Source organism: Microbacterium sp. NPDC086615, from assembly GCF_040686055.1.
Taxonomy (GTDB): domain Bacteria; phylum Actinomycetota; class Actinomycetes; order Actinomycetales; family Microbacteriaceae; genus Microbacterium.
In genome coordinates, this window is record NZ_JBFBJJ010000015.1 from 76681 (window position 1) to 94813 (window position 18133).

General features: G+C 70.0%; 16 protein-coding genes. 3 read left to right on the top strand and 13 right to left on the bottom strand.

The genetic code is table 11. The features are described from left to right. Positions 1-70: 70 nt before the first annotated feature. Positions 71-529, bottom strand: a complete 459-nt coding sequence (gene aroQ / locus AB0O24_RS14700) for a type II 3-dehydroquinate dehydratase (RefSeq protein ID WP_363375865.1) — start codon at positions 527-529, stop codon at positions 71-73. 13 nt (positions 530-542) lie between these two features. Then, a complete protein-coding gene (locus AB0O24_RS14705; protein ID WP_363375868.1) occupies positions 543-2354 on the bottom strand; it encodes a TIM barrel protein in 1812 nt (603 codons plus the stop codon). A gap of 50 nt (positions 2355-2404) precedes the next feature. Between AB0O24_RS14705 and AB0O24_RS14710 the strand changes: the two genes are divergently transcribed. From AB0O24_RS14710 to AB0O24_RS14720, 3 genes are all read left to right on the top strand, one after another. After that, a complete protein-coding gene (locus tag AB0O24_RS14710) occupies positions 2405-3037 on the top strand; it encodes a TetR/AcrR family transcriptional regulator (RefSeq protein WP_363375870.1) in 633 nt (210 codons plus the stop codon). A 369-nt stretch (positions 3038-3406) separates the two neighbouring features. Then, a complete protein-coding gene (locus tag AB0O24_RS14715) occupies positions 3407-4300 on the top strand; it encodes a shikimate dehydrogenase (RefSeq protein ID WP_307386437.1) in 894 nt (297 codons plus the stop codon). Between the two features lie 12 nt (positions 4301-4312). Next, on the top strand, positions 4313-5632 hold the full coding sequence (locus AB0O24_RS14720; protein ID WP_363375872.1) for an MFS transporter: 1320 nt from the start codon (positions 4313-4315) through the stop codon (positions 5630-5632). 242 nt (positions 5633-5874) lie between these two features. Here the strand turns inward: AB0O24_RS14720 and aroB are convergent, their stop codons facing one another. From aroB to AB0O24_RS14775, 11 genes are all read right to left on the bottom strand, one after another. Further along, the gene (gene aroB / locus AB0O24_RS14725) at positions 5875-6951 is read right to left on the bottom strand and encodes a 3-dehydroquinate synthase (RefSeq protein ID WP_275800514.1); all 1077 of its coding nucleotides are present in this window, start codon (positions 6949-6951) and stop codon (positions 5875-5877) included. Then, on the bottom strand, positions 6948-7514 hold the full coding sequence (locus tag AB0O24_RS14730; RefSeq protein WP_363375875.1) for a shikimate kinase: 567 nt from the start codon (positions 7512-7514) through the stop codon (positions 6948-6950). Before AB0O24_RS14730 ends, aroB begins: the two co-directional genes overlap by 4 nt. Continuing rightward, positions 7501-8727: a chorismate synthase gene (gene aroC, locus AB0O24_RS14735; protein ID WP_275800512.1), complete on the bottom strand. Its 1227-nt coding sequence runs from the start codon at positions 8725-8727 to the stop codon at positions 7501-7503. Before aroC ends, AB0O24_RS14730 begins: the two co-directional genes overlap by 14 nt. A 4-nt stretch (positions 8728-8731) precedes the next feature. Beyond that, complete coding sequence (locus AB0O24_RS14740; RefSeq protein WP_275800510.1) at positions 8732-9568, bottom strand: shikimate dehydrogenase; 837 nt, start codon at positions 9566-9568, stop codon at positions 8732-8734. Continuing rightward, positions 9562-11235: an endolytic transglycosylase MltG gene (mltG, locus tag AB0O24_RS14745; RefSeq protein ID WP_275800509.1), complete on the bottom strand. Its 1674-nt coding sequence runs from the start codon at positions 11233-11235 to the stop codon at positions 9562-9564. Before mltG ends, AB0O24_RS14740 begins: the two co-directional genes overlap by 7 nt. A gap of 1 nt (position 11236) precedes the next feature. After that, positions 11237-11710: a Holliday junction resolvase RuvX gene (gene ruvX, locus AB0O24_RS14750; RefSeq protein WP_275800506.1), complete on the bottom strand. Its 474-nt coding sequence runs from the start codon at positions 11708-11710 to the stop codon at positions 11237-11239. After that, positions 11707-14376, bottom strand: a complete 2670-nt coding sequence (gene alaS, locus AB0O24_RS14755) for an alanine--tRNA ligase (protein ID WP_275800503.1) — start codon at positions 14374-14376, stop codon at positions 11707-11709. The genes ruvX and alaS overlap by 4 nt, the downstream gene beginning before the upstream one ends. A 61-nt stretch (positions 14377-14437) precedes the next feature. Continuing rightward, positions 14438-14710, bottom strand: coding sequence for an ATPase (locus AB0O24_RS14760; protein ID WP_275800501.1), 273 nt, complete (start codon positions 14708-14710; stop codon positions 14438-14440). A gap of 340 nt (positions 14711-15050) precedes the next feature. After that, on the bottom strand, positions 15051-15680 hold the full coding sequence (rpsD, locus tag AB0O24_RS14765) for a 30S ribosomal protein S4 (RefSeq protein WP_058595701.1): 630 nt from the start codon (positions 15678-15680) through the stop codon (positions 15051-15053). A gap of 155 nt (positions 15681-15835) precedes the next feature. After that, on the bottom strand, positions 15836-16582 hold the full coding sequence (locus AB0O24_RS14770; protein WP_363375880.1) for a DUF1361 domain-containing protein: 747 nt from the start codon (positions 16580-16582) through the stop codon (positions 15836-15838). Between the two features lie 36 nt (positions 16583-16618). Further along, positions 16619-18019 (bottom strand): replication-associated recombination protein A, encoded by a 1401-nt coding sequence (locus AB0O24_RS14775; protein WP_363375881.1) that lies wholly within the window; start codon positions 18017-18019, stop codon positions 16619-16621. Between the last annotated feature and the right edge of the window lie 114 nt (positions 18020-18133).

The window sequence follows — 18133 nt, forward strand, 5'->3', positions numbered from 1 at the left end:
GCGATGCCTTGCTCGGGCGCGGGCGACCGCGCGCGACCAGTCGTCTGCGCGCGGGTCGGCAGCAGCGCGCTCAGCCGTCCGCGCGGCCGCTGATGACGTCGACGAGCAGGTGGACGGCCCGCGCGTACCCCGGGACGCCCTCGCCGATCACGTGCACGGCTGCGACGTCCTCGATGTACGAGAAGTGACGGAAGCTCTCGCGCTCCTTGATGTTCGAGATGTGCACCTCGGCGACGGGGAGGGCGACGGATGCCAGCGCGTCGCGCAGCGCGACGGAGGTGTGCGTGAGTCCCCCGGCGTTGATCACGATGCCGGCGCAGTCGAGCCGCGCGTCGTGGATGGCATCGATGAGCACGCCCTCGTGGTTGCTCTGCAGGGCCCGGACCTCGATGCCGTGGCGCTGGGCGGCTTCGGCAGTGACCCGTTCGACATCAGCGAGGGTCTCGCGCCCGTAAATCTCGGGCTGACGCGTGCCCAGCAGGTTGAGGTTCGGACCGTTGACGAGCAGCAGGCGGCGGGGCGTGGTCATGTCGGGCACGCTATCAGCGCCGTCCCTGCGCGGTGAGGCGCACGGGGGCGGTACCGGCTCCGTAGCCCGCGTAGGCGTCGATGCGCTCGACGAACTCGAAGAACACCTCGCCGATCGTGCGCGTGTAGAAGTGCAGGTATTCGCCCGCGGCATCCTGGTCGTAACCGAGATGGAGCTCGCGCAACTCGTCGACGGCGGCAGCGCTGAGGTCGAATCGTGCGGCGATGTCGTCGTAGTAGTTGGCGGGCATCTCGAGGGGCGCGAAGCCGCGGGACCGCGAGGCGCGAGCGACGGCGCGGACGTCGTCGCAGGCGAAGGCGACATGCTGCGGCAGAGCCGCCCCGGCCCGCTCGGCGGCGAGGATCGGCGGCGCGACGTTGAGCGGGAGACGCACCCCGCCACCCGGCGCGACGAGCACGCGACTGGCGACGAGGCCGCGGGGGCCGGGCACCTCGGTCGCGCTGTCGACGCGGAGGGCGAAGCCCGCGGTGTAGAACAGGGTCGCCTCTTCGATGGCATCCCACGGTTGGCTCAGGCTCACGTGGTCGACGCCCGCGATCGCGGTGTCGCGTCGTGGCTCGCCGTGCTCGAACTCCGCGACCCAGGCGGGCTCTCCCTCGTCGGCGGCCTGCGCCCAGTAGACCTCGGTTCCGTCGGGCGCGACCGCACCGTCGAGGCGCTCCTCGGTCGCGTACGTGCGGCGGTAGGCGCGCGGCACGCCGAGCTCGCTCATGCGCAGATCGACCGCTTCGGCGTCGTCGACCTCGAGCCCGATCGCGGCGAGACGCGGTTCCCACCCGCGAGCGTGCTGCTCGTTGAGGATGACGCGGGCTTCCCCCGCCGTCCACAGGGTCACCGGCTTCGTGCGGTGGCGTCCGCGCGAGGTGAAGCCGAGCTGCGCGAGCAACTCCTCGATCGCCGAGGTGTCTTCGGCCTTGACCTCGATGAAGTCAATTCCGGACGGAGCCGCCGAATCCGGGAGCATTTCCAGGTCGGGCGGCGCGTCCGGCAGGGTCCGCGACACCGCGTCTTCGAGCCAGCGCAGCGAGCGGCGTGCGTGCCGGGCGGTCCGGCGGGCATCGGTCTGCCGGAAAGTGTCGTTAAAGACCTCGAGCGACCAGGGTCCGGTGTATCCGGCCCGGACGATGCGGGCCGTGAAGTCGGCGAGGTTGAAGTCTCCCTCGCCCGGGAACAGGCGGTGGTGCCGGCTCCACGAGAGCACGTCCATGCTGAGGCGCGGAGCATCGGCGAGCTGCACGAAGAAGATCTTCTCGCCGGGGATGTCGGCGATCTCCGCGAGGTCGTGCCCGCGCGAGAGGATGTGGAACGAGTCGAGGCACACCCCGACCGCGGGGTGGTCGGCGCGCTCGACGATGCGCCAGGCGCGGCGGTAGTCGTCGACGAAACGACCCCAGGCGAGGGCTTCGAAAGCGATCCGGATGCCATACCCCGCCGCCAGGTCGCCGAGGCGTCGCAGCTGGTCGGCGGACACGGCGTCATCGTCGACCGTGGCCGTCGCGACGTTGCTGCAGCACAGCACCAGGTCGATGCCGAGACGGTTCATGAGGCGGAACTTCGCCTCGGCGCGTCGCAGCACCGCCGCGAACGCCTCGTCGTCGACGCCCTCGACGTCACGCATCGGCTGATAGAGATCGAGGCTCAGACCCAGACGTCCGGCCAGGGCCGCGATCTCTTCGGGGCTTTCGGGCGCTGCGAGCAGGTCGGGTTCGAAGATCTCCACGCCGTCGAAGCCGGCGTCGGCGCAGGCGTGGAGTTTGTCGGCGAGCGTCCCGCTGATGCAGACGGTCGCGATCGAGGTCCTCATGGCGGCCGAATGTACCATCTGGTACAAACGGGGTCCACTAGTCTGACCGAATGGCCGAGGCACGCAGAGACGCCGAGCGCACCCGCTCCGAGCTGCTCGCTGTCGCGACCGAGGTCTTCGCCGAAGAGGGGTTCTCCGGCGCCCGGGTCGACGACATCGCCGCGCGCACGCGCACGACGAAGCGGATGATCTATTACTACTTCGGCGGAAAGGAAGGGCTCTATCGCGCCGTCCTCGAAGAGGCCTACCGCGGTATCCGCGAGGCGGAGCGCGCGATCGACGTCGATCACGCCGATCCCGTCGATGCCATCCGCGCGCTGGCCGAGCTGACCTTCGACCACCACGTCGGGCACGAGGCGTTCATCCGTCTCGTCGCGATCGAGAACATCCACCGCGGCGAGTTCATCCGGCAGATCGAGGGCCTGCGGACGCTGTCGCAGCCCGCGAAGGGGCTCCTCGACGAGATCCTCGAGCGCGGGCGGGCCGCCGGCGTCTTCCGTTCCGACGTCGACGCGATCGACGTGCACCTCGTCATCAGCTCGTACTGCGTGTTCCAGGTCGCCAACCAGTACACGTTCGGGCACCTCTTCGATGTCGACCTCGCCTCCCCCGAGCGTCGGGTGCACCTCCGCGCCGCTCTCGGCGACGTGGTGGTCGGCTGGCTGACCGCACCCGCGCGCTGATCGCGCGGAGGGGCACGCCGGCCCCCGGACCCTTCAACGAGCTCAGGGGCCTCTCGACACAGGTGGCTGAGCCTGTCGAAGCCACCGGGATGCTCGCGGGGCCCGGACCCTTCGACGAGCTCAGGGGCCTCTCGACACAGGTGGCTGAGCCTGTCGAAGCCACCGGGATGCTCGCGGGGCCCGGACCCTTCGGCGAGCTCAGGGGCCTCGCGACACAGGTGGCTGAGCCTGTCGAAGCCACCGGGGTGCTCGCGGGGCGCCCCGGATCTACGGCATCTGGGATCTCGTCGTTGACACCGCGGCGTGAGCGTGGTTTCCTCTGAACGTACCGGTTAGTACATAACCGCCACACGGACACGAAGGAGTACCGTGATCGACGCGCACCCGTATCTCGTCGGCCTCATCGGCACGGGAGTCCTCCCCTCGCTCACCCCGTCGATGCACATGGCCGAAGCTCGCGCGCTGGGGCTGACCTACGTCTACCGCCCGCTCGACCTCACCGCCCTGGGCATCGACCCCGAGCGCATCGGCGACGTGCTCGCGTGGGCCGAGCGCCTCGGCTACGACGCCGTCAATGTGACGCACCCGTGCAAGCAGAGCGTCCTCGCCCACCTCGACCGGATCGACCCCGTCGCCGCCGCCCTCGGCGCAGTCAACACGGTGCTGTTCACACCCACCGGGCGGGTCGGCTACAACACCGACACGACCGGCTTCGCCGCAGCCTTCACCGACGGGCTCCCGGATGCCGCAACCCGGCACGTCGTCCAGCTCGGCGCGGGTGGCGCAGGGTCCGCCGTCGCCGACGCGCTGCTGCGCCTCGGGACCGCTCGACTGACGATCGTCGACCTCGACTCCGCACGCGCGACCGCGCTCGCCGACGACCTCGGCTCGCGGCATCCGCTCTCCGCCGTCGACACCGCGACGCCGGGTCGCCTCGGCGAGGTGCTCGACGGTGCCGACGGCCTCGTGCACTGCACCCCGGTAGGAATGGCCGAGCACCCGGGGCTCCCCCTCGACGCCGCGCTGCTGCGCCCCGACCTCTGGGTCGCCGACATCGTGTACCGCCCGCTCGACACCGAACTCCTCGTCGCCGCGCGCGAGCGCGGCTGCCGCACGCTCAGCGGCGGACGTATGGCGGTCCACCAGGCCGTCGATGCGTTCGCCCTCATCACGGGGACGCGACCCGACCCCGATCGCATGACCGCCCATTTCCTCGACCTGGTGGCCGCCGACTCGCCCGCCAGCCCCGCCATTCCTCGCTAAGGAGCACACCCCATGACCACCACCGCAACGACGCGGAAGACTCCCGTGAAGGCGGCCACCGCCAGCTTCATGGGAAGTGCCGTGGAGTATTACGACTTCTTCCTGTTCGGCTCGGCCGCCGCGCTCATCTTCCCCACGGTCTTCTTCCCGTCGGGCGACCAAGCGGCACTGGTGATGTCGTTCGCGACCTTCGGGTTCGCCTACATCGCGCGCCCGGTCGGCGCCGTCATCCTCGGTCACTTCGGGGATCGCATCGGCCGCCAGAAGGTGCTGATGTTCACGCTGCTCCTCATGGGCCTGTCGACGTTCGTGATCGGCTGCCTGCCCGGCTTCGCGCAGATCGGCTGGTTCGCACCCATCCTGCTCGTGCTGTGCCGTCTGGCCCAGGGGCTGTCGGCGGCGGGCGAGCAGGCGGGAGCGTCGTCGCTCACTCTCGAGCACGCCCCCGACGGACGCCGTTCCTTCTTCACCTCGTGGACCCTCACGGGAACGCAGGGCGGTCAGATCCTCGCCGCCCTCGTCTTCATCCCCGTCGTCGCGCTCCCCGACGACATCAAGTTCTCATGGGGATGGCGCGTGCCGTTCTGGCTGAGCGCCGTCGTCGTGATCGTGGCCTTCTTCATCCGACGGAGCCTGCACGAGACGCCCGAGTTCGAACAGGCCAAGGAGACCGGACAGATCGCGCGGATGCCGCTGGTTCCCCTGCTGAAGAACCACTGGCGCGACGTGCTCCGCGTGATCTTCTGCGCGTTCATCGCCGCGGTGTCCACGGTCTTCGGCACCCTCGCGATCGCCTACGGCAAAGAGGTCGGGCTCGCCGCGAGCGTCACGCTGTGGCTCGTCGTCGTCGCCAACGTCGTCGCTCTCTTCACGCAGCCGCTGTTCGGCAAGCTCGCCGACCGCATCGGTCGCAAGCCCGTCTTCATCTACGGCGCCCTGTCGTCCGCGGCGTTCATGCCGTTCTACATGCTGTCGATGGGGGCCGGGAACGACCTTCTCACCTTCGGCCTCGCGGTCCTCACGTTCTCGTGCGGGTACGCCGCCGCCAACGCCGTGTGGCCCTCCTTCTACGGCGAGATGTTCAGCACGCGCGTCCGCTTCTCGGGCATGGCGATCGGCACGCAGCTCGGGTTCCTCATGGCCGGGTTCGCGCCGAGCATCGTCGCCGCCCTCGGCGGCGGCGGAGCGGGTGGATGGGTCGTCATCAGCCTCTTCACCGCCGTCATCGCGATCATCGCCTCGGTCAGCGCCCTCACGGCCCGCGAGACGAAGAACGTGCCGACCGCACAGCTCGGCCTCCGCGCCGAGGAGCGTGTGCCCGCGGGGGTCTGACCCTCAGCGTGGAACCGGCCCCGTCTCCTTCGGGAGGCGGGGCCGTTCCCCGTCGCAGAACCGGAGACGCGTCGCGGATCCGGAGCATCCCGGGGGAATCGTCCGGATCCGAGGCGCATCTCCGGATCTGCGACGCATCCCCGTGCCCGGCACGGGCCGCGCGCAAGTGAGGGAAGAGCGGCGGATGCCATGGCATCCGGAATCCACGAACCCGATGTCGAGCGCGCCGGCGGATGCCGAACCTACGCGCCGACCTCCTGGTACGCGGCGAACAGCAGCGACTCATCCGGCGCCTGCAGCACCGTCGGCCGCGCGAGGTCGTCGAGCACGATGAAGCGCAACATGCTGCCGCGGCTCTTCTTGTCGCGCTGCATGGTCGCCTTCAACGTCTGGAACGCCCCGGCGCGATAGGTCGTCGGCAGGCCGAGCGACTCGAGCACCGTGCGGTGGCGCTGCGCGACGTCGTCGGACAGGCGTCCGGCCAGTCGCGACAGCTCCGCTGCGAACACCATTCCGACCGAGATCGCGGCGCCGTGACGCCAGCGGTAGCGCTCGGCGTGTTCGATGGCGTGGCCCAGCGTGTGCCCGTAGTTGAGCACCTCGCGCAGCCCCGCCTCGCGCAGGTCCTCACCGACGACCCGCGCCTTCATGTCGATCGCCAGTTCGATGCAGCGGCGGAACGCGTCGCCGCGCGGATCGACGATCCCCGACGGGTCGGCCTCGATGAGATCGAGGATCTCCGGATGCCAGATGAAACCCGCCTTGACGACTTCGGCGAACCCGGCCGTCGCCTCGTTCTTCGACAGCGTGTCGAGCAGGTCGAGATCGCACACCACGGCGACCGGCGGCCAGAACGCCCCGACGAGGTTCTTCCCCTCCGCGGTGTTGATGCCCGTCTTGCCGCCGACGGCAGCGTCGACCATGCCGAGCACGGTGGTCGGAACCTGCACGAGGGCGACGCCGCGCAGCCAGGTCGCCGCGACGAAACCGGCGAGGTCGGTGACCGCTCCCCCACCGAACCCGATGACGGCGTCGGTCCGCGTGAAGTCGGCCTGCCCCATCACCTGCCAGCAGAACGCCGCGACTTCCACGCGCTTGCCGGCCTCGGCATCCGGGATCTCGGCGAGGAGCACCTGGCGGTCTCCCATCAGCTGCGCGCGCAGCTCTTCCGCCTGCTTCGCGAGCGTCGGCGGGTGCACCACGAGCACCTTCTGCGCGGCCGCCGGCAGCACCTCTCCGAGCGAGGCCAGAAGGCCGCGGCCGATCGTGATGTCGTAGCCGGAGTCGCCGGCGACGCTGATGGTGGTGGTGTCGGTCATGCCGTCTCTCCGGCCGGCACACGGCGTGCCCAGGCCACGATGTCGTCGACGACCCGCGCGAGCGGGCCCGACGAGGTGTCGAATGCGATGTCGGCCGTCTCTTCGTAGACCGGTCGCCGTTCCTCGAAGATCCGCAGCCAGCGCGCGACGGGGTCTTCACCGCCGAGGAGCGGCCGATCGTCTCCGTGGATCCGGGATGCCACGACGTGCGGCGCCACGGTCAGCAGCACGACCCGGTGCTCTCGCAACCGCTCGCGTGTCACGGCGTCGAGGACCGCACCCCCGCCCAGCGCGACCACACCGCCGCGGGTCAGCGCCTCGGCGACGGCTTCACGCTCGAGGGCGCGGAAGTGCGGCTCGCCGTGGGCACGGAACAGTGCCGGGATCGGGCCGTGGTCGCGGACGACGAGCTTGTCGGTGTCGGTGAACGGCGTGCCAAGGGCGCGCGCGACACGGCGCCCGACGCTGGTCTTCCCCGCGCCCATCGGCCCGATCAGGACGACAGCCGAGGTCCCGGCATCCGGGATCGTCGTCGCCTGGTCCACCGGCTCAGGCGGGGTCATGCGCGAGCAGCGCGGCGTCGGACGCGTCGCTCGTGCGCAGCGTCTCGGGGAGGTTCGCGAGGTACGACTCGAGGTTGCGACGCGTCTCGGCGATGTTGTCGCCCCCGAACTTCTCGAGCACGGCGTCGGCGAGCGTCACAGCCACCATCGCTTCGGCGACGACACCGGACGCGGGAACCGCACAGACGTCGGAGCGCTGGTGGTGCGCCGCCGCGGTGTCGCCGGTCGCGACGTCGACGGTGCGCAGCGCCTTCGGGATCGTGGCGATCGGCTTCATGCCGGCGCGCACGCGCAGCACCGTACCGGTCGACATTCCGCCCTCGGTGCCGCCGGCGCGGTCGGACGAACGCGTGATGCCGTCCTCCGTGGCGAAGAGTTCGTCGTGCGCCTGCGAGCCACGGCGCGTGGTGGTGAGGAAGCCGTCGCCGACCTCGACGCCCTTGATCGCCTGGATGCTCATGAGCGCCTGGGCGAGCTTGGCATCCAGTCGACGGTCCCACTGCACGTGCGAGCCGAGCCCCGGGGGCAGACCGTAGGCGAGCACCTCGACGACACCGCCGAGGGTGTCACCCGCCTTCTTGGCGTCATCGATCTCCGCGACCATCGCCTCGCTCGTCGCGGGGTGGAAGCACCGCAGCGGGTCGGCGTCGAGGCGGTCGACGTCGTCGGGCGCGGGGATCGCGGCGTCATCGGGAACACGAACGGGTCCGATCGAGAGCGTGTGGCTGACGAGCCGGATGCCGAGCTCGCCGAGGAACGAGCGGGCGATGGCCCCGAGGGCCACACGCGCGGCGGTCTCGCGAGCAGACGCACGCTCGAGGATCGGCCGGGCCTCGTCGAAGCCGTACTTCTGCATGCCGACGAGGTCGGCGTGACCCGGACGCGGACGCGTCAGCGCCGCACCGCGACCGCGCGACTTGTCCGACAGCTCGACGGGCTCGGGGCTCATGACCTCGGTCCACTTCGGCCACTCGGTGTTGCCGATGCGCAGCGCGATGGGGCTGCCGATCGTGTAGCCCTGCACGATGCCCGTGGACAGCGTCAGCTCGTCTTCCTCGAACTTCATGCGCGAGCCGCGGCCGTAGCCGAGCCGGCGACGCGCGAGTTCTGCGCGGATCTGCGCGGACGAGATGGGAACGCCCGCCGGCATCCCCTCCATGAGGGCGATCAGTTCGGGGCCGTGGGACTCGCCGGCCGTGAGAACGCGAAGCATTCGTCTAGTCTCCCACGAGCGCGATGCGCATCGCGGCCAGCACGGCGTCCTCGCGCTCGAGGGGAACGGCCGGATCGCCGCCGACGAAGATGCGCACCTGCAGCAGCGCCTGGTGCAGCAGCATCGGAAGCCCGTTGATCGCCTCGTTCCCCGCGGCGCGCCACTGCTCGGCGAGGGCGGTCGGCCAGTTGCCGTAGACGACGTCGACGAGCAGCCCGCCGTTCTCGGCGAAGGGACGGATGCCGGGACCCACGTCGACCTTCCCCGGGAGAGCCGCGACGGTCACATCGACGGGCGCTGGCATCCGGGGATCGTCGAACGACGCGCGTGAGATCTCGACACCGACGGACTCCCCCAGGTCCCTCAGGGGGATGACGGCTTCGGGGCGACGGGCCACGACCTCGACGCGCCGCGTGCCGAGCTCAGCGAGAGACATCACCGCGGAAGTCGCCGTGGCGCCTGCTCCGAGAATGCGCGCCACGCCCGGTTCAGCCACGCCCGCCTCGCGCAGGGCGCGCGCCAGGCCTCCGACGTCGGTGTTGAACCCGCGCGGTCCGTCGGACGTGAGGAGGAACGTGTTCACGGCGCCCGTACGCCGCGCGGCGTCGTCGAGCTCGACAGCGGCGCGGAAGGCGACGTTCTTCAACGGCATCGTGAGCGAGAGCCCGCGCCAGGTGCCGTCCAACTCGCCCAGGCGGACGGCAAAATCCGCCTCGGTCACTCGCTGCCGCCCGTACGTCCACGACAGCCCCAGCTCGCGGTACGCCGCCGCGTGCAGCGACGGCGACCGTGAGTGATCGATCGGGTCCCCCCAGACGGCGAGCCGGTCGGCGCTCAGCATCCGCCGTCGGGGTTGTCGCGGCACCACTGCTGGAACTGGTCGACGGCCTTGAGCTGATCGGCGTACGTCGTCGAGAAGACCGTCTCTCCCGTCGCGAGGTTGACGGTCGTGAAGTAGTACCACGGTCCGTCGACGGGGTGCATGGCCGCGTCGATCGCGAGGTCACCCGCGTTGGCGATCGGCCCCACCGGCAGACCCGGGTGGATGTAGGTGTTCCATGGGTTGTCGCTGGTGAGCGCGTTCTCGGACGACGACGAGCTTCCCGCGCCGATCTCTCCGACGCCGTACTGGGCGGTCGAGTCCATCTGCAGAAGGCCGTGCGTCTCGTCGTTGTCGGGCTGGAGGCGATTCTCGATCACGCGCGAGACCTTGTAGAAGTCGTCGGGGTTGCGCGCTTCGCGCTCGATGATCGACGCGATGATGAGAATCCGCTCGCGGTCGCTCTCGGGCACTCCCGCCTGATCGAGCGACTGCACCGTGCGCTGGACCATGCGCGCGATCACGTCCTTCGCGGCGACGCCCTCGTCGAAGTCGTAGGTGGCGGGGAAGATCCATCCTTCGAGCGACGAGGCGGAGACGCCGTACTGCGACGGATCGGCGACGGCCGCGTCGAGGTCGGCGCGCGCGATGCCCGTCTGCTCCGAGATCACGTCGAGCGACTGGGTGAGCGTGAGGCCCTCGCGCAGCTGCACGGAGTTGTCGAGGCGGTTCGCCGGGTCGCGGAGTGCGGCGATGACGGCCTCGGACGTCATCTGCTTCTGCAGCTTGTAGACACCCGGCTGGAAGGTGAAGCCGACCGAATTGTCGACCATGTACTTGTAGAGCGAGTTGGAGGCCTTGGTCACGCCGGCGTCGAACATCTTCGGGGAGACGGACTCGCCGGTGTCCCCCGCCACGATCGTCACGCGGGCCTCGCCGTTGGCGATGCCCGCCCCGTAGTCGAGGGGCTCGCCGGTGCCGAGGAACGCCTGAACCCGGTCGCCGTAGGTGTTCCACAGGGCGAAGCCGCCGCCCACGAGGCCGCCGATGACCACGAGGACGATCCCGAGGGCGATCCACCCGCCGGTGCGGCGACGCTTCTTGGGCTTCCGGGGAGCGGGGGCGCCGATCTGGTCGGTGTGGGCGCGGCCGGTGAAGAGGTCCTCGAGCGAGCCACTCGGTACGGTGCCGTCGTTCGCCGTCCGTCCGGCCGACACTCCGGCAGCCGCTGCGCCGACGAGAGCGGGCTCGCGCTCAGCGGGCGTGGTCGGGATCTGCTGCGTGGGCTGCTCCGCGGCGGCCGCTCGACGAGCCGTCTCGGCGGGGGTTCGAGCGGGGCCGGGCTGTGCCGCGGCGGGGCGCGTGGCGGCGCCGGCCGACGGAGTCGGCGCCGCGTTGTTCGTCGGCGCCGTCGTTCGCGGCCGGGAGGCGGCGGGCGTCGAGGCGACGGATTCCGTGCTCTGCGCCGGAGCGGGCACACCGGTCTGTGCCGCGGTGGGTCCTGTCTGCGCGCGAGCAGCTCGCGCGGCGCGGCGCGACACGGGCGTCTCCGGCTCGGGCGCGGCGGGCGACTCGTCCGTCGACGGCGACCGTCGCCGCGCGCCGTCCGAAGCGGCCGCGCGCGGGTCGGGCAGCCGTCCGTACAGGTCGGCGAGGGGGTCGTTGGCGTTGGGGTCGTTTTCGGGCATGTCAGGCGGGCTCCTGTCCCGGTGTGACGGCGGGTCCGGCCGGGTCACCGGACTGTCGCTCCACGTCGAGCGCCTGCTGCAGCAGCACCACAGCGGCGACTTGGTCCACAATGCTACGAGAATCCCGCTGGGAACGTCCTGCCTCTCTCAGCACACCGTGCGCCGACACGGTGCTCAGACGCTCATCGACCAGCCGGACGGGCATCGGCAATGCGGTGGCGAGAGCCTGCGCAAACCTGCGGGCGTCGGTCGTCGAGGGCGTGTCCTCGCCGCGGAGATTCAGCGGCAGGCCGACGAGCACCTCGAACGCCTCGTACTCCGCGGCGAGGGCGGCGATGCGGCGGACGGGCTCGCCCTTGCGCGGAACCGTCTCGACAGGGACGGCGAGTACTCCGTCCGGGTCGGAGCGGGCGACACCGACACGGGCGCGCCCGACATCGATCCCGAGACGGATGCCGCGCCGAAACGCCGTCACGCGGTGGTCGCCCGCACGTCCGCGACGATGCCCTCGAGCGCCTGCGGCAGAGCCGTGGCATCCGTTCCGCCGCCCTGCGCGACGTCGGGGCGACCGCCCCCGCCGCCGCCGAGAACCCCCGCGGCGGCCTTCGCGAGGGCACCGGCGGCCAGGCCCCGTTCGCGGGCGGCTTCGTTCGTCACGACGACGACCGTGGCGCGCCCGGCCGCGACCGAGGCGAGGGCGACGACGGCCGGGTCGCTCCCGAGACGGTCTCGCACCTGCAGGGCGAGCGAGCGCACATCGTCGGCCGACGCGCCCTCCCCCAGACTCTGTGCGACGACGCGCACGGTGCCGACGGCGACGGCCGCCTCGACCAGCTGGGGCAGACGACCGGTCAGGGCCTGTGCCTCGAACGCGGCGATCTTCTTCTCGGCCGCTTTGAGGCTCGCCGCCAGCTCCGCGATGCGGGTCGTGAGCTGCTCGCGTGGTGTCTTGAGCGACGTCGACAGCTGCGACACGATCGCGCGCTCCGCCGCCAGGTCGCGGAAGGCATCGAGGCCCACGAGCGCCTCCACGCGACGGTTCGAGGCGCCGACCGACTGCTCGCCGACGAGGTTGACCAGGCCGATCTCGGAGCTGCGGGCGACGTGCGTGCCGCCGCAGAGCTCGCGCGACCAGGGACCGCCGATGTCGACCATGCGCACCGTGTCGCCGTACTTCTCGCCGAACAGCGCCATGGCGCCCGCGGCCTTCGCCTCGTCGAGCGACATCACGCGCGTCGTGACCTCGAGGTTGTCGCGGACGGCGTTGTTGGCGATGTCCTCGATCTCGGTGCGGGTCGCGGGCGAGAGCGCCGAGCCCCAGCTGAAGTCGAAGCGCATGTATCCGGCGCGGTTGAGCGAGCCGGTCTGCGTCGCCGTCTTGCCGAGGGTGTCGCGGATCGCCGCGTGCACGAGGTGCGTCGCGGAGTGCGCCTGCTGCGCCGAGTGCCGGTTGAGGGCGTCGACCACGGTGGTGGCGGGCGAACCGACCGACACCTCACCGGTGGTGACCTCGACGGTGTGGCTGATGAGCCCCGGCACGGGGCGCTGCACGTCGAGCACCTCGAGCTCGTACCCCGGCCCCACGATCGTGCCCTTGTCGGCGACCTGGCCGCCCGACTCGGCGTACAGAGCGGTCTCGGCCGTGATGACCTCGGCGATCTGTCCGGCGGAGGCGCGATCCGTTCCCTGACCGTCGACCAGGATGCCGAGCACGGTCGACTCCGTCTGCAGCTCGGTGTATCCGGTGAACACCGTCTCGCCCAGCGCGCGGAACTCGCGGTACGCGCTCTGATCGGCGATCGCGCCCTTGCGAGCACGGGCGTCGGCCTTCGCGCGGGTGCGCTGCTCCTGCATGAGCTGGTCGAAGGCTCCGCGGTCGACGCTCAGGCCCGCCTCTTCGGCGATCTCGAGCGTGAGGTCGATGGGGAAGCCGTACGTGTCGTGCAGCAGGAACGCCTCGGAACCCGACAGCGTCGTGCCCCCGCCGTTCTTCGCTTCGGCCACCGACTGGTCGAGGATGGCGGATCCGGCCGCCAGCGTGCGGAGGAACGTCTGCTCCTCGGCGATCGCGTAGGCCGACAGGCGCGCGTAGTCGGCCTCGACCTCCGGGTACGACTCCTTCATCGCGTCGCGCGACGCGGCGAACAGCTCCGGGAAGGTCGGGCCCTCGACGCCGAGCAGGCGCATCGAACGGATGGCGCGACGCATGATGCGCCGCAGGATGTACCCGCGTCCCTCGTTCGAGGGCGTCACGCCGTCGGCCAGCAGCATGAGCGAGGAACGGACGTGGTCGGCGACGATGCGGAGGCGCACGTCGTCCTCGTGCGACTCGGCACCGTACGACTTGCCCGCGAGCTTTGCGGCGAGATCGAGGACCGGGCGTACCTGGTCGGTCTCGTACATGTTGTCGACGCCCTGCTTGATGAACGCGATGCGCTCCAGGCCCATGCCGGTGTCGATGTTCTTCGCCGGCAGCTCGCCGACGATGTCGAAGTCGTACTTCGACCGCACGTTCGTGATCTCGTACTGCATGAACACGAGGTTCCAGATCTCGACGTAGCGGTCGTCGTCGGTCGCCGGTCCCCCGTCGATGCCGTACGCCGGGCCACGGTCGAAGAAGATCTCGGAGCACGGGCCCGCCGGACCCGGGAGACCGGTCGACCAGTAGTTCGTGTCTTTGCCGAGGCGCTGGATGCGATCCTCGGGCAGCCTGCTGAGCTTCAGCCAGAGGTCGTGAGCCTCGTCGTCCTCTTCGTAGACGGTGACCCAGAGATCCTTCGGGTCGAAGGCGAGGCCGCCCTCGGACTCGGGGGCGGTCAGCAGCTCCCACGCGTAGCGGATCGCGTCTTCCTTGAAGTAGTCGCCGAACGACCAGTTGCCGAGCATCTGGAAGAAGGTGCCGTGGCGGGGCGTCTTGCCGACCTCTTCGATGTCGTTGGTGCGAATGCACTTCTGCACGTCGGCCGCGCGCGGGTACGGCGGCGGAACGACACCGCTCAGGTACGGGATGAAGGGCACCATGCCCGCCACGGTGAACAGCAGGGCCGGGTCGTCGGTGACGAGCGAGGCCGAGGGGACGATCGTGTGGTTCTTCTTCTCGAAGAAGTCGAGGAAGCGCTGGGCGATCTCGGCGGTTTTCATGGCGAATCTTTCGATGGGCGTGCGGACCCTCCCCCGGCGCCGGGGGCGGGATGCCGGAAGGTCAGTCGGACGAGGAAGCCGAGCGCGCCGCGTCGGCGGCGGTACCGAGGGACGTGCTCGCGGAGGCGGCGACGCCCTTGACGTCGTCGACGATCTCCGACAGGCGGATCTCCTGCTCGTGGTAGGCGTCGCTCATGCGATCGGTGAACTCGCTGATGCGGGAATCGAGCTGCGCGAACAGCTCCTGACCGCGGGGGTCCTTGTTCACCAGGTGAGCGGCGACGAAACCGCCGACGATGCCGAAGGCGAACCAGACGAGGCTTTTCACGATCACCACTTCTTCCTCGATACAGCGCCGCGGTCGCGGCATCCTTCATCGTAGGCGACGGTCGTCGTGCGCCGCTTCAGAGAGATCTTCTGCGGATGTTCCTCTCGCGTTCGTTTGCCGCAGATGGTCGGCGGCTCGACCTCGCACCGACAATCTCGGGCAAACGAACAGACGCTTTCGCCGTTCGTTTGCCGCAGACGGTCGCCGGCGCCAGCCAAGACCGGCCATCTCGGGCAAACGAATGCTGCGCACGCACGACGAGGAAACCACCAAAGGCGGCGGGAGCGCGAGCTGTAACGACGAAGGGCGCCGGGAGAACCCGACGCCCTTCGTGTGCTCGCTGGGATCAGCGGGCGGCGTAGTACTCGACGACGAGCTGCACGTCACACGTGACGGGCACCTCGGCGCGCTTGGGGCGACGCAGGAGCTTCGCCTGGAGCGTCGACAGGTCGACCTCGAGGTAACCGGGAACGGGGGGCAGCACCTCGGCGTGCCCACCGGCGGCGGCGACCTGGAAGGGCTCGAGGCCCTCGCTCTTCGGCTTGACGTGGATCTGCTGACCCGGCTTCACGCGGAACGACGGGCGGTCCACGAGCTGGCCGTCGACCAGGATGTGGCGGTGCACGACGAGCTGGCGAGCCTGCGCGGTGGTGCGGGCGAAGCCCGAACGCACGACGAGGGCGTCCAGACGCATCTCGAGCAGCTCGACCAGGTTCTCACCGGTCAGGCCGTCGGTGCGGCGTGCCTCGTTGAACGCGATGCGCAGCTGCTTCTCGCGGATGCCGTACTGCTCGCGCAGACGCTGCTTCTCGCGCAGACGGACGGCGTAGTCGCTGTCAGCCTTGCGCTTGGTGCGACCGTGCTCACCCGGAGCGTAGGGACGCTTCTCGAGGTAGCGGGCGGCCTTGGGGGTGAGTGCGACGCCGAGGGCGCGCGACAGACGCACCTTGCGGCGGTCCTGAGACTTCGTGGTCACGAAGTTCTCCTTCCGATGACGTGGCCGCGCCTTTCGCGGCTCACGGACGTATCGCCTCTCTTCGCCCTATCCGGACTGCACGCCGGGGCACGCCGGAAGGTCGGTGAAGAAGAGAGGGGATGCCCGAGAACCCGGTCTCGAACCGGTCAATGATATCAGAGGCCGACCGCGACCAAAGAGGACCAGGCGAAGAGGAAGAGCGGGACGTACAGCATCGCCACCAGCACGGCGTGCGTGGCGACGAATCCGACTGCCTCGAGCATTTTGCCCCGCTCCCGCAGGTGCGACCGGAGCTTGTGCGCCACGGCTTTCGGATGCCGCACATCCCAGCTGTTGAAGCGCAGGTACCGGCCGAGGTACACCCCCACGGCTCCGAGCAGGATGACGATGCCGGCGAAGACCCAGCTCTCGACGGTGATCCGGTCCCCGCTCTGCTGGCCGATGATGACGAACATCTGAAGGGGGGCCAGGCTGAGGATCGCGTTCGCGATCCCCGACAACGTCAGCGCGAGTGTCTGGACGATGTCGTACCAGAGCGGCACCGGGGTGTTCTCGACGCGATGGCTGAAGTTCAGTTCGGTAATCAGGTAGACCGAATTGGGGAACAGCAGCAGCCACGCGCCCGTGGGCACAGCGAGCGCCATGACCGCCAGCACACCTTCGAGCAGGGAGGCGTTGTCGAGCGCATGGCTGCGGTACTCCACGAACAGCAGGAAGCCGACGCCGGCGACCAGCGACAGCGGAACCGGCACGAACGACAAGCCCACGTTCAGCAGCATCGGACGGTACAGGCGTACGCGATAGACGGCCGCGCGAAGGAGCACGAGCACGACCGCATAAAGGTTGAGGGCCAGGACGGCGGCAGCGGCGAGGAGCACGATCACGGGCACACACTGTGGCACGGGTAGGGATCCGAACCCGCCCGAACGCCCCGGAATTCACCCGCCGTCGAGAATGCGGCGGATCTTCTCGAGCCGCGCCGACACGTCACGCTCGGCCCCGTGGTTGGTGGGCTCGTAGTAGCGCCGGCCACGCAGCTCGTCGGGGAGGTACTGCTGACTCACGATGCCGATCTCGCTGTCGTGCGCGTACTTGTATCCCTTGCCGTGACCGAGTCGCTTCGCCCCGGGATAATGCGCGTCGCGCAGGTGCATCGGGACGCGCCCGAAGCCGCCCGCGCGCACGTCGGCGATGGCGGCGTTGATCGCGTTGTACGCGGCGTTCGACTTCGCCGTGGTCGCGAGGTACACGGTCGCCTCGGCGAGCGGGATCCGGCCCTCGGGCATGCCGATGAACGCGACGGCGTCGGCGGCGGCCACGGCGATCTGCAGCGCCTGCGGGTCGGCCATGCCGATGTCTTCGGCGGCCGAGATCACGAGCCGTCGAGCGATGAATCGGGGGTCCTCCCCGGCCTCGATCATCCGCGCGAGGTAGTGGATCGCCGCGTCCGGGTCCGATCCGCGTACCGACTTGATGAAGGCGCTGATGACGTCATAGTGCTCGTCGCCCTGGCGGTCGTAGCGCAACAGGGCTCGGTCGACGGCCTGCGCGATGTGATCGGCGGTGATGACGGGCGGGTCGGCGACCTCGGACGTGGCGGCGGGCGCAACGGCATCCGGATCGTCGTCGTCGTTCTCCGCCGTCTCCGCGAGCCCGGCGTCGTCACCCGCCACGGAGGCTGCCGCCTCGAGAGCCGTGAGGGCGCGCCGCGCGTCTCCTGAAGCGAGTCTCACGAGCGCTGCGCGCGCCTCGTCGTCGAGCACGACGCGACCGGCGAGCCCACGCGGATCCGTCACCGCGCGATCGACGAGCGCCCCGAGGTCATCGTCGCCGAGGGGTCGGAGGGTCAGGAGGAGCGACCGCGACAGCAGGGGCGAGATCACCGAGAACGAGGGGTTCTCGGTGGTGGCCGCGATCAAGACGACCCAACCGTTCTCGACCCCGGGCAGGAGCGCGTCCTGCTGGGCCTTCGTGAAGCGGTGGATCTCGTCGAGGAAGAGGATCGTCGACTGTCCGTACAAGTCGCGTTGGGTCAGGGCCTCTTGCATGACCTCGCGGACGTCTTTCACGCCGGCGGTGATCGCCGACAGCTCGACGAAGCGTCGTCCCGAGGACCGCGCGATGGCCTGAGCGAGGGTGGTCTTCCCCGTTCCGGGCGGTCCCCAGAGGATCACCGAGACGGCGGACCCGGATGCCGAGGAGTCGGTGCTGGCGAGGGTGACGAGGGGCGAGCCCGGACGGAGGAGGTGGCCCTGGCCCGCGACCTCATCGAGACTCGTCGGCCGCATGCGGACAGCGAGCGGGGTCTGGCCCTGGAAGAGGGCGGAGGAAGCGGGCACCGATCCAGGCTAGCCGGGGCCTCCGACGTTGAGACTGATAGTGCTTCGTTCGGGTCTGACTCAGCCACCGACTGACTTTGTGTCTTTGTAATGATCGGTCGGCTCGGGCGAGGT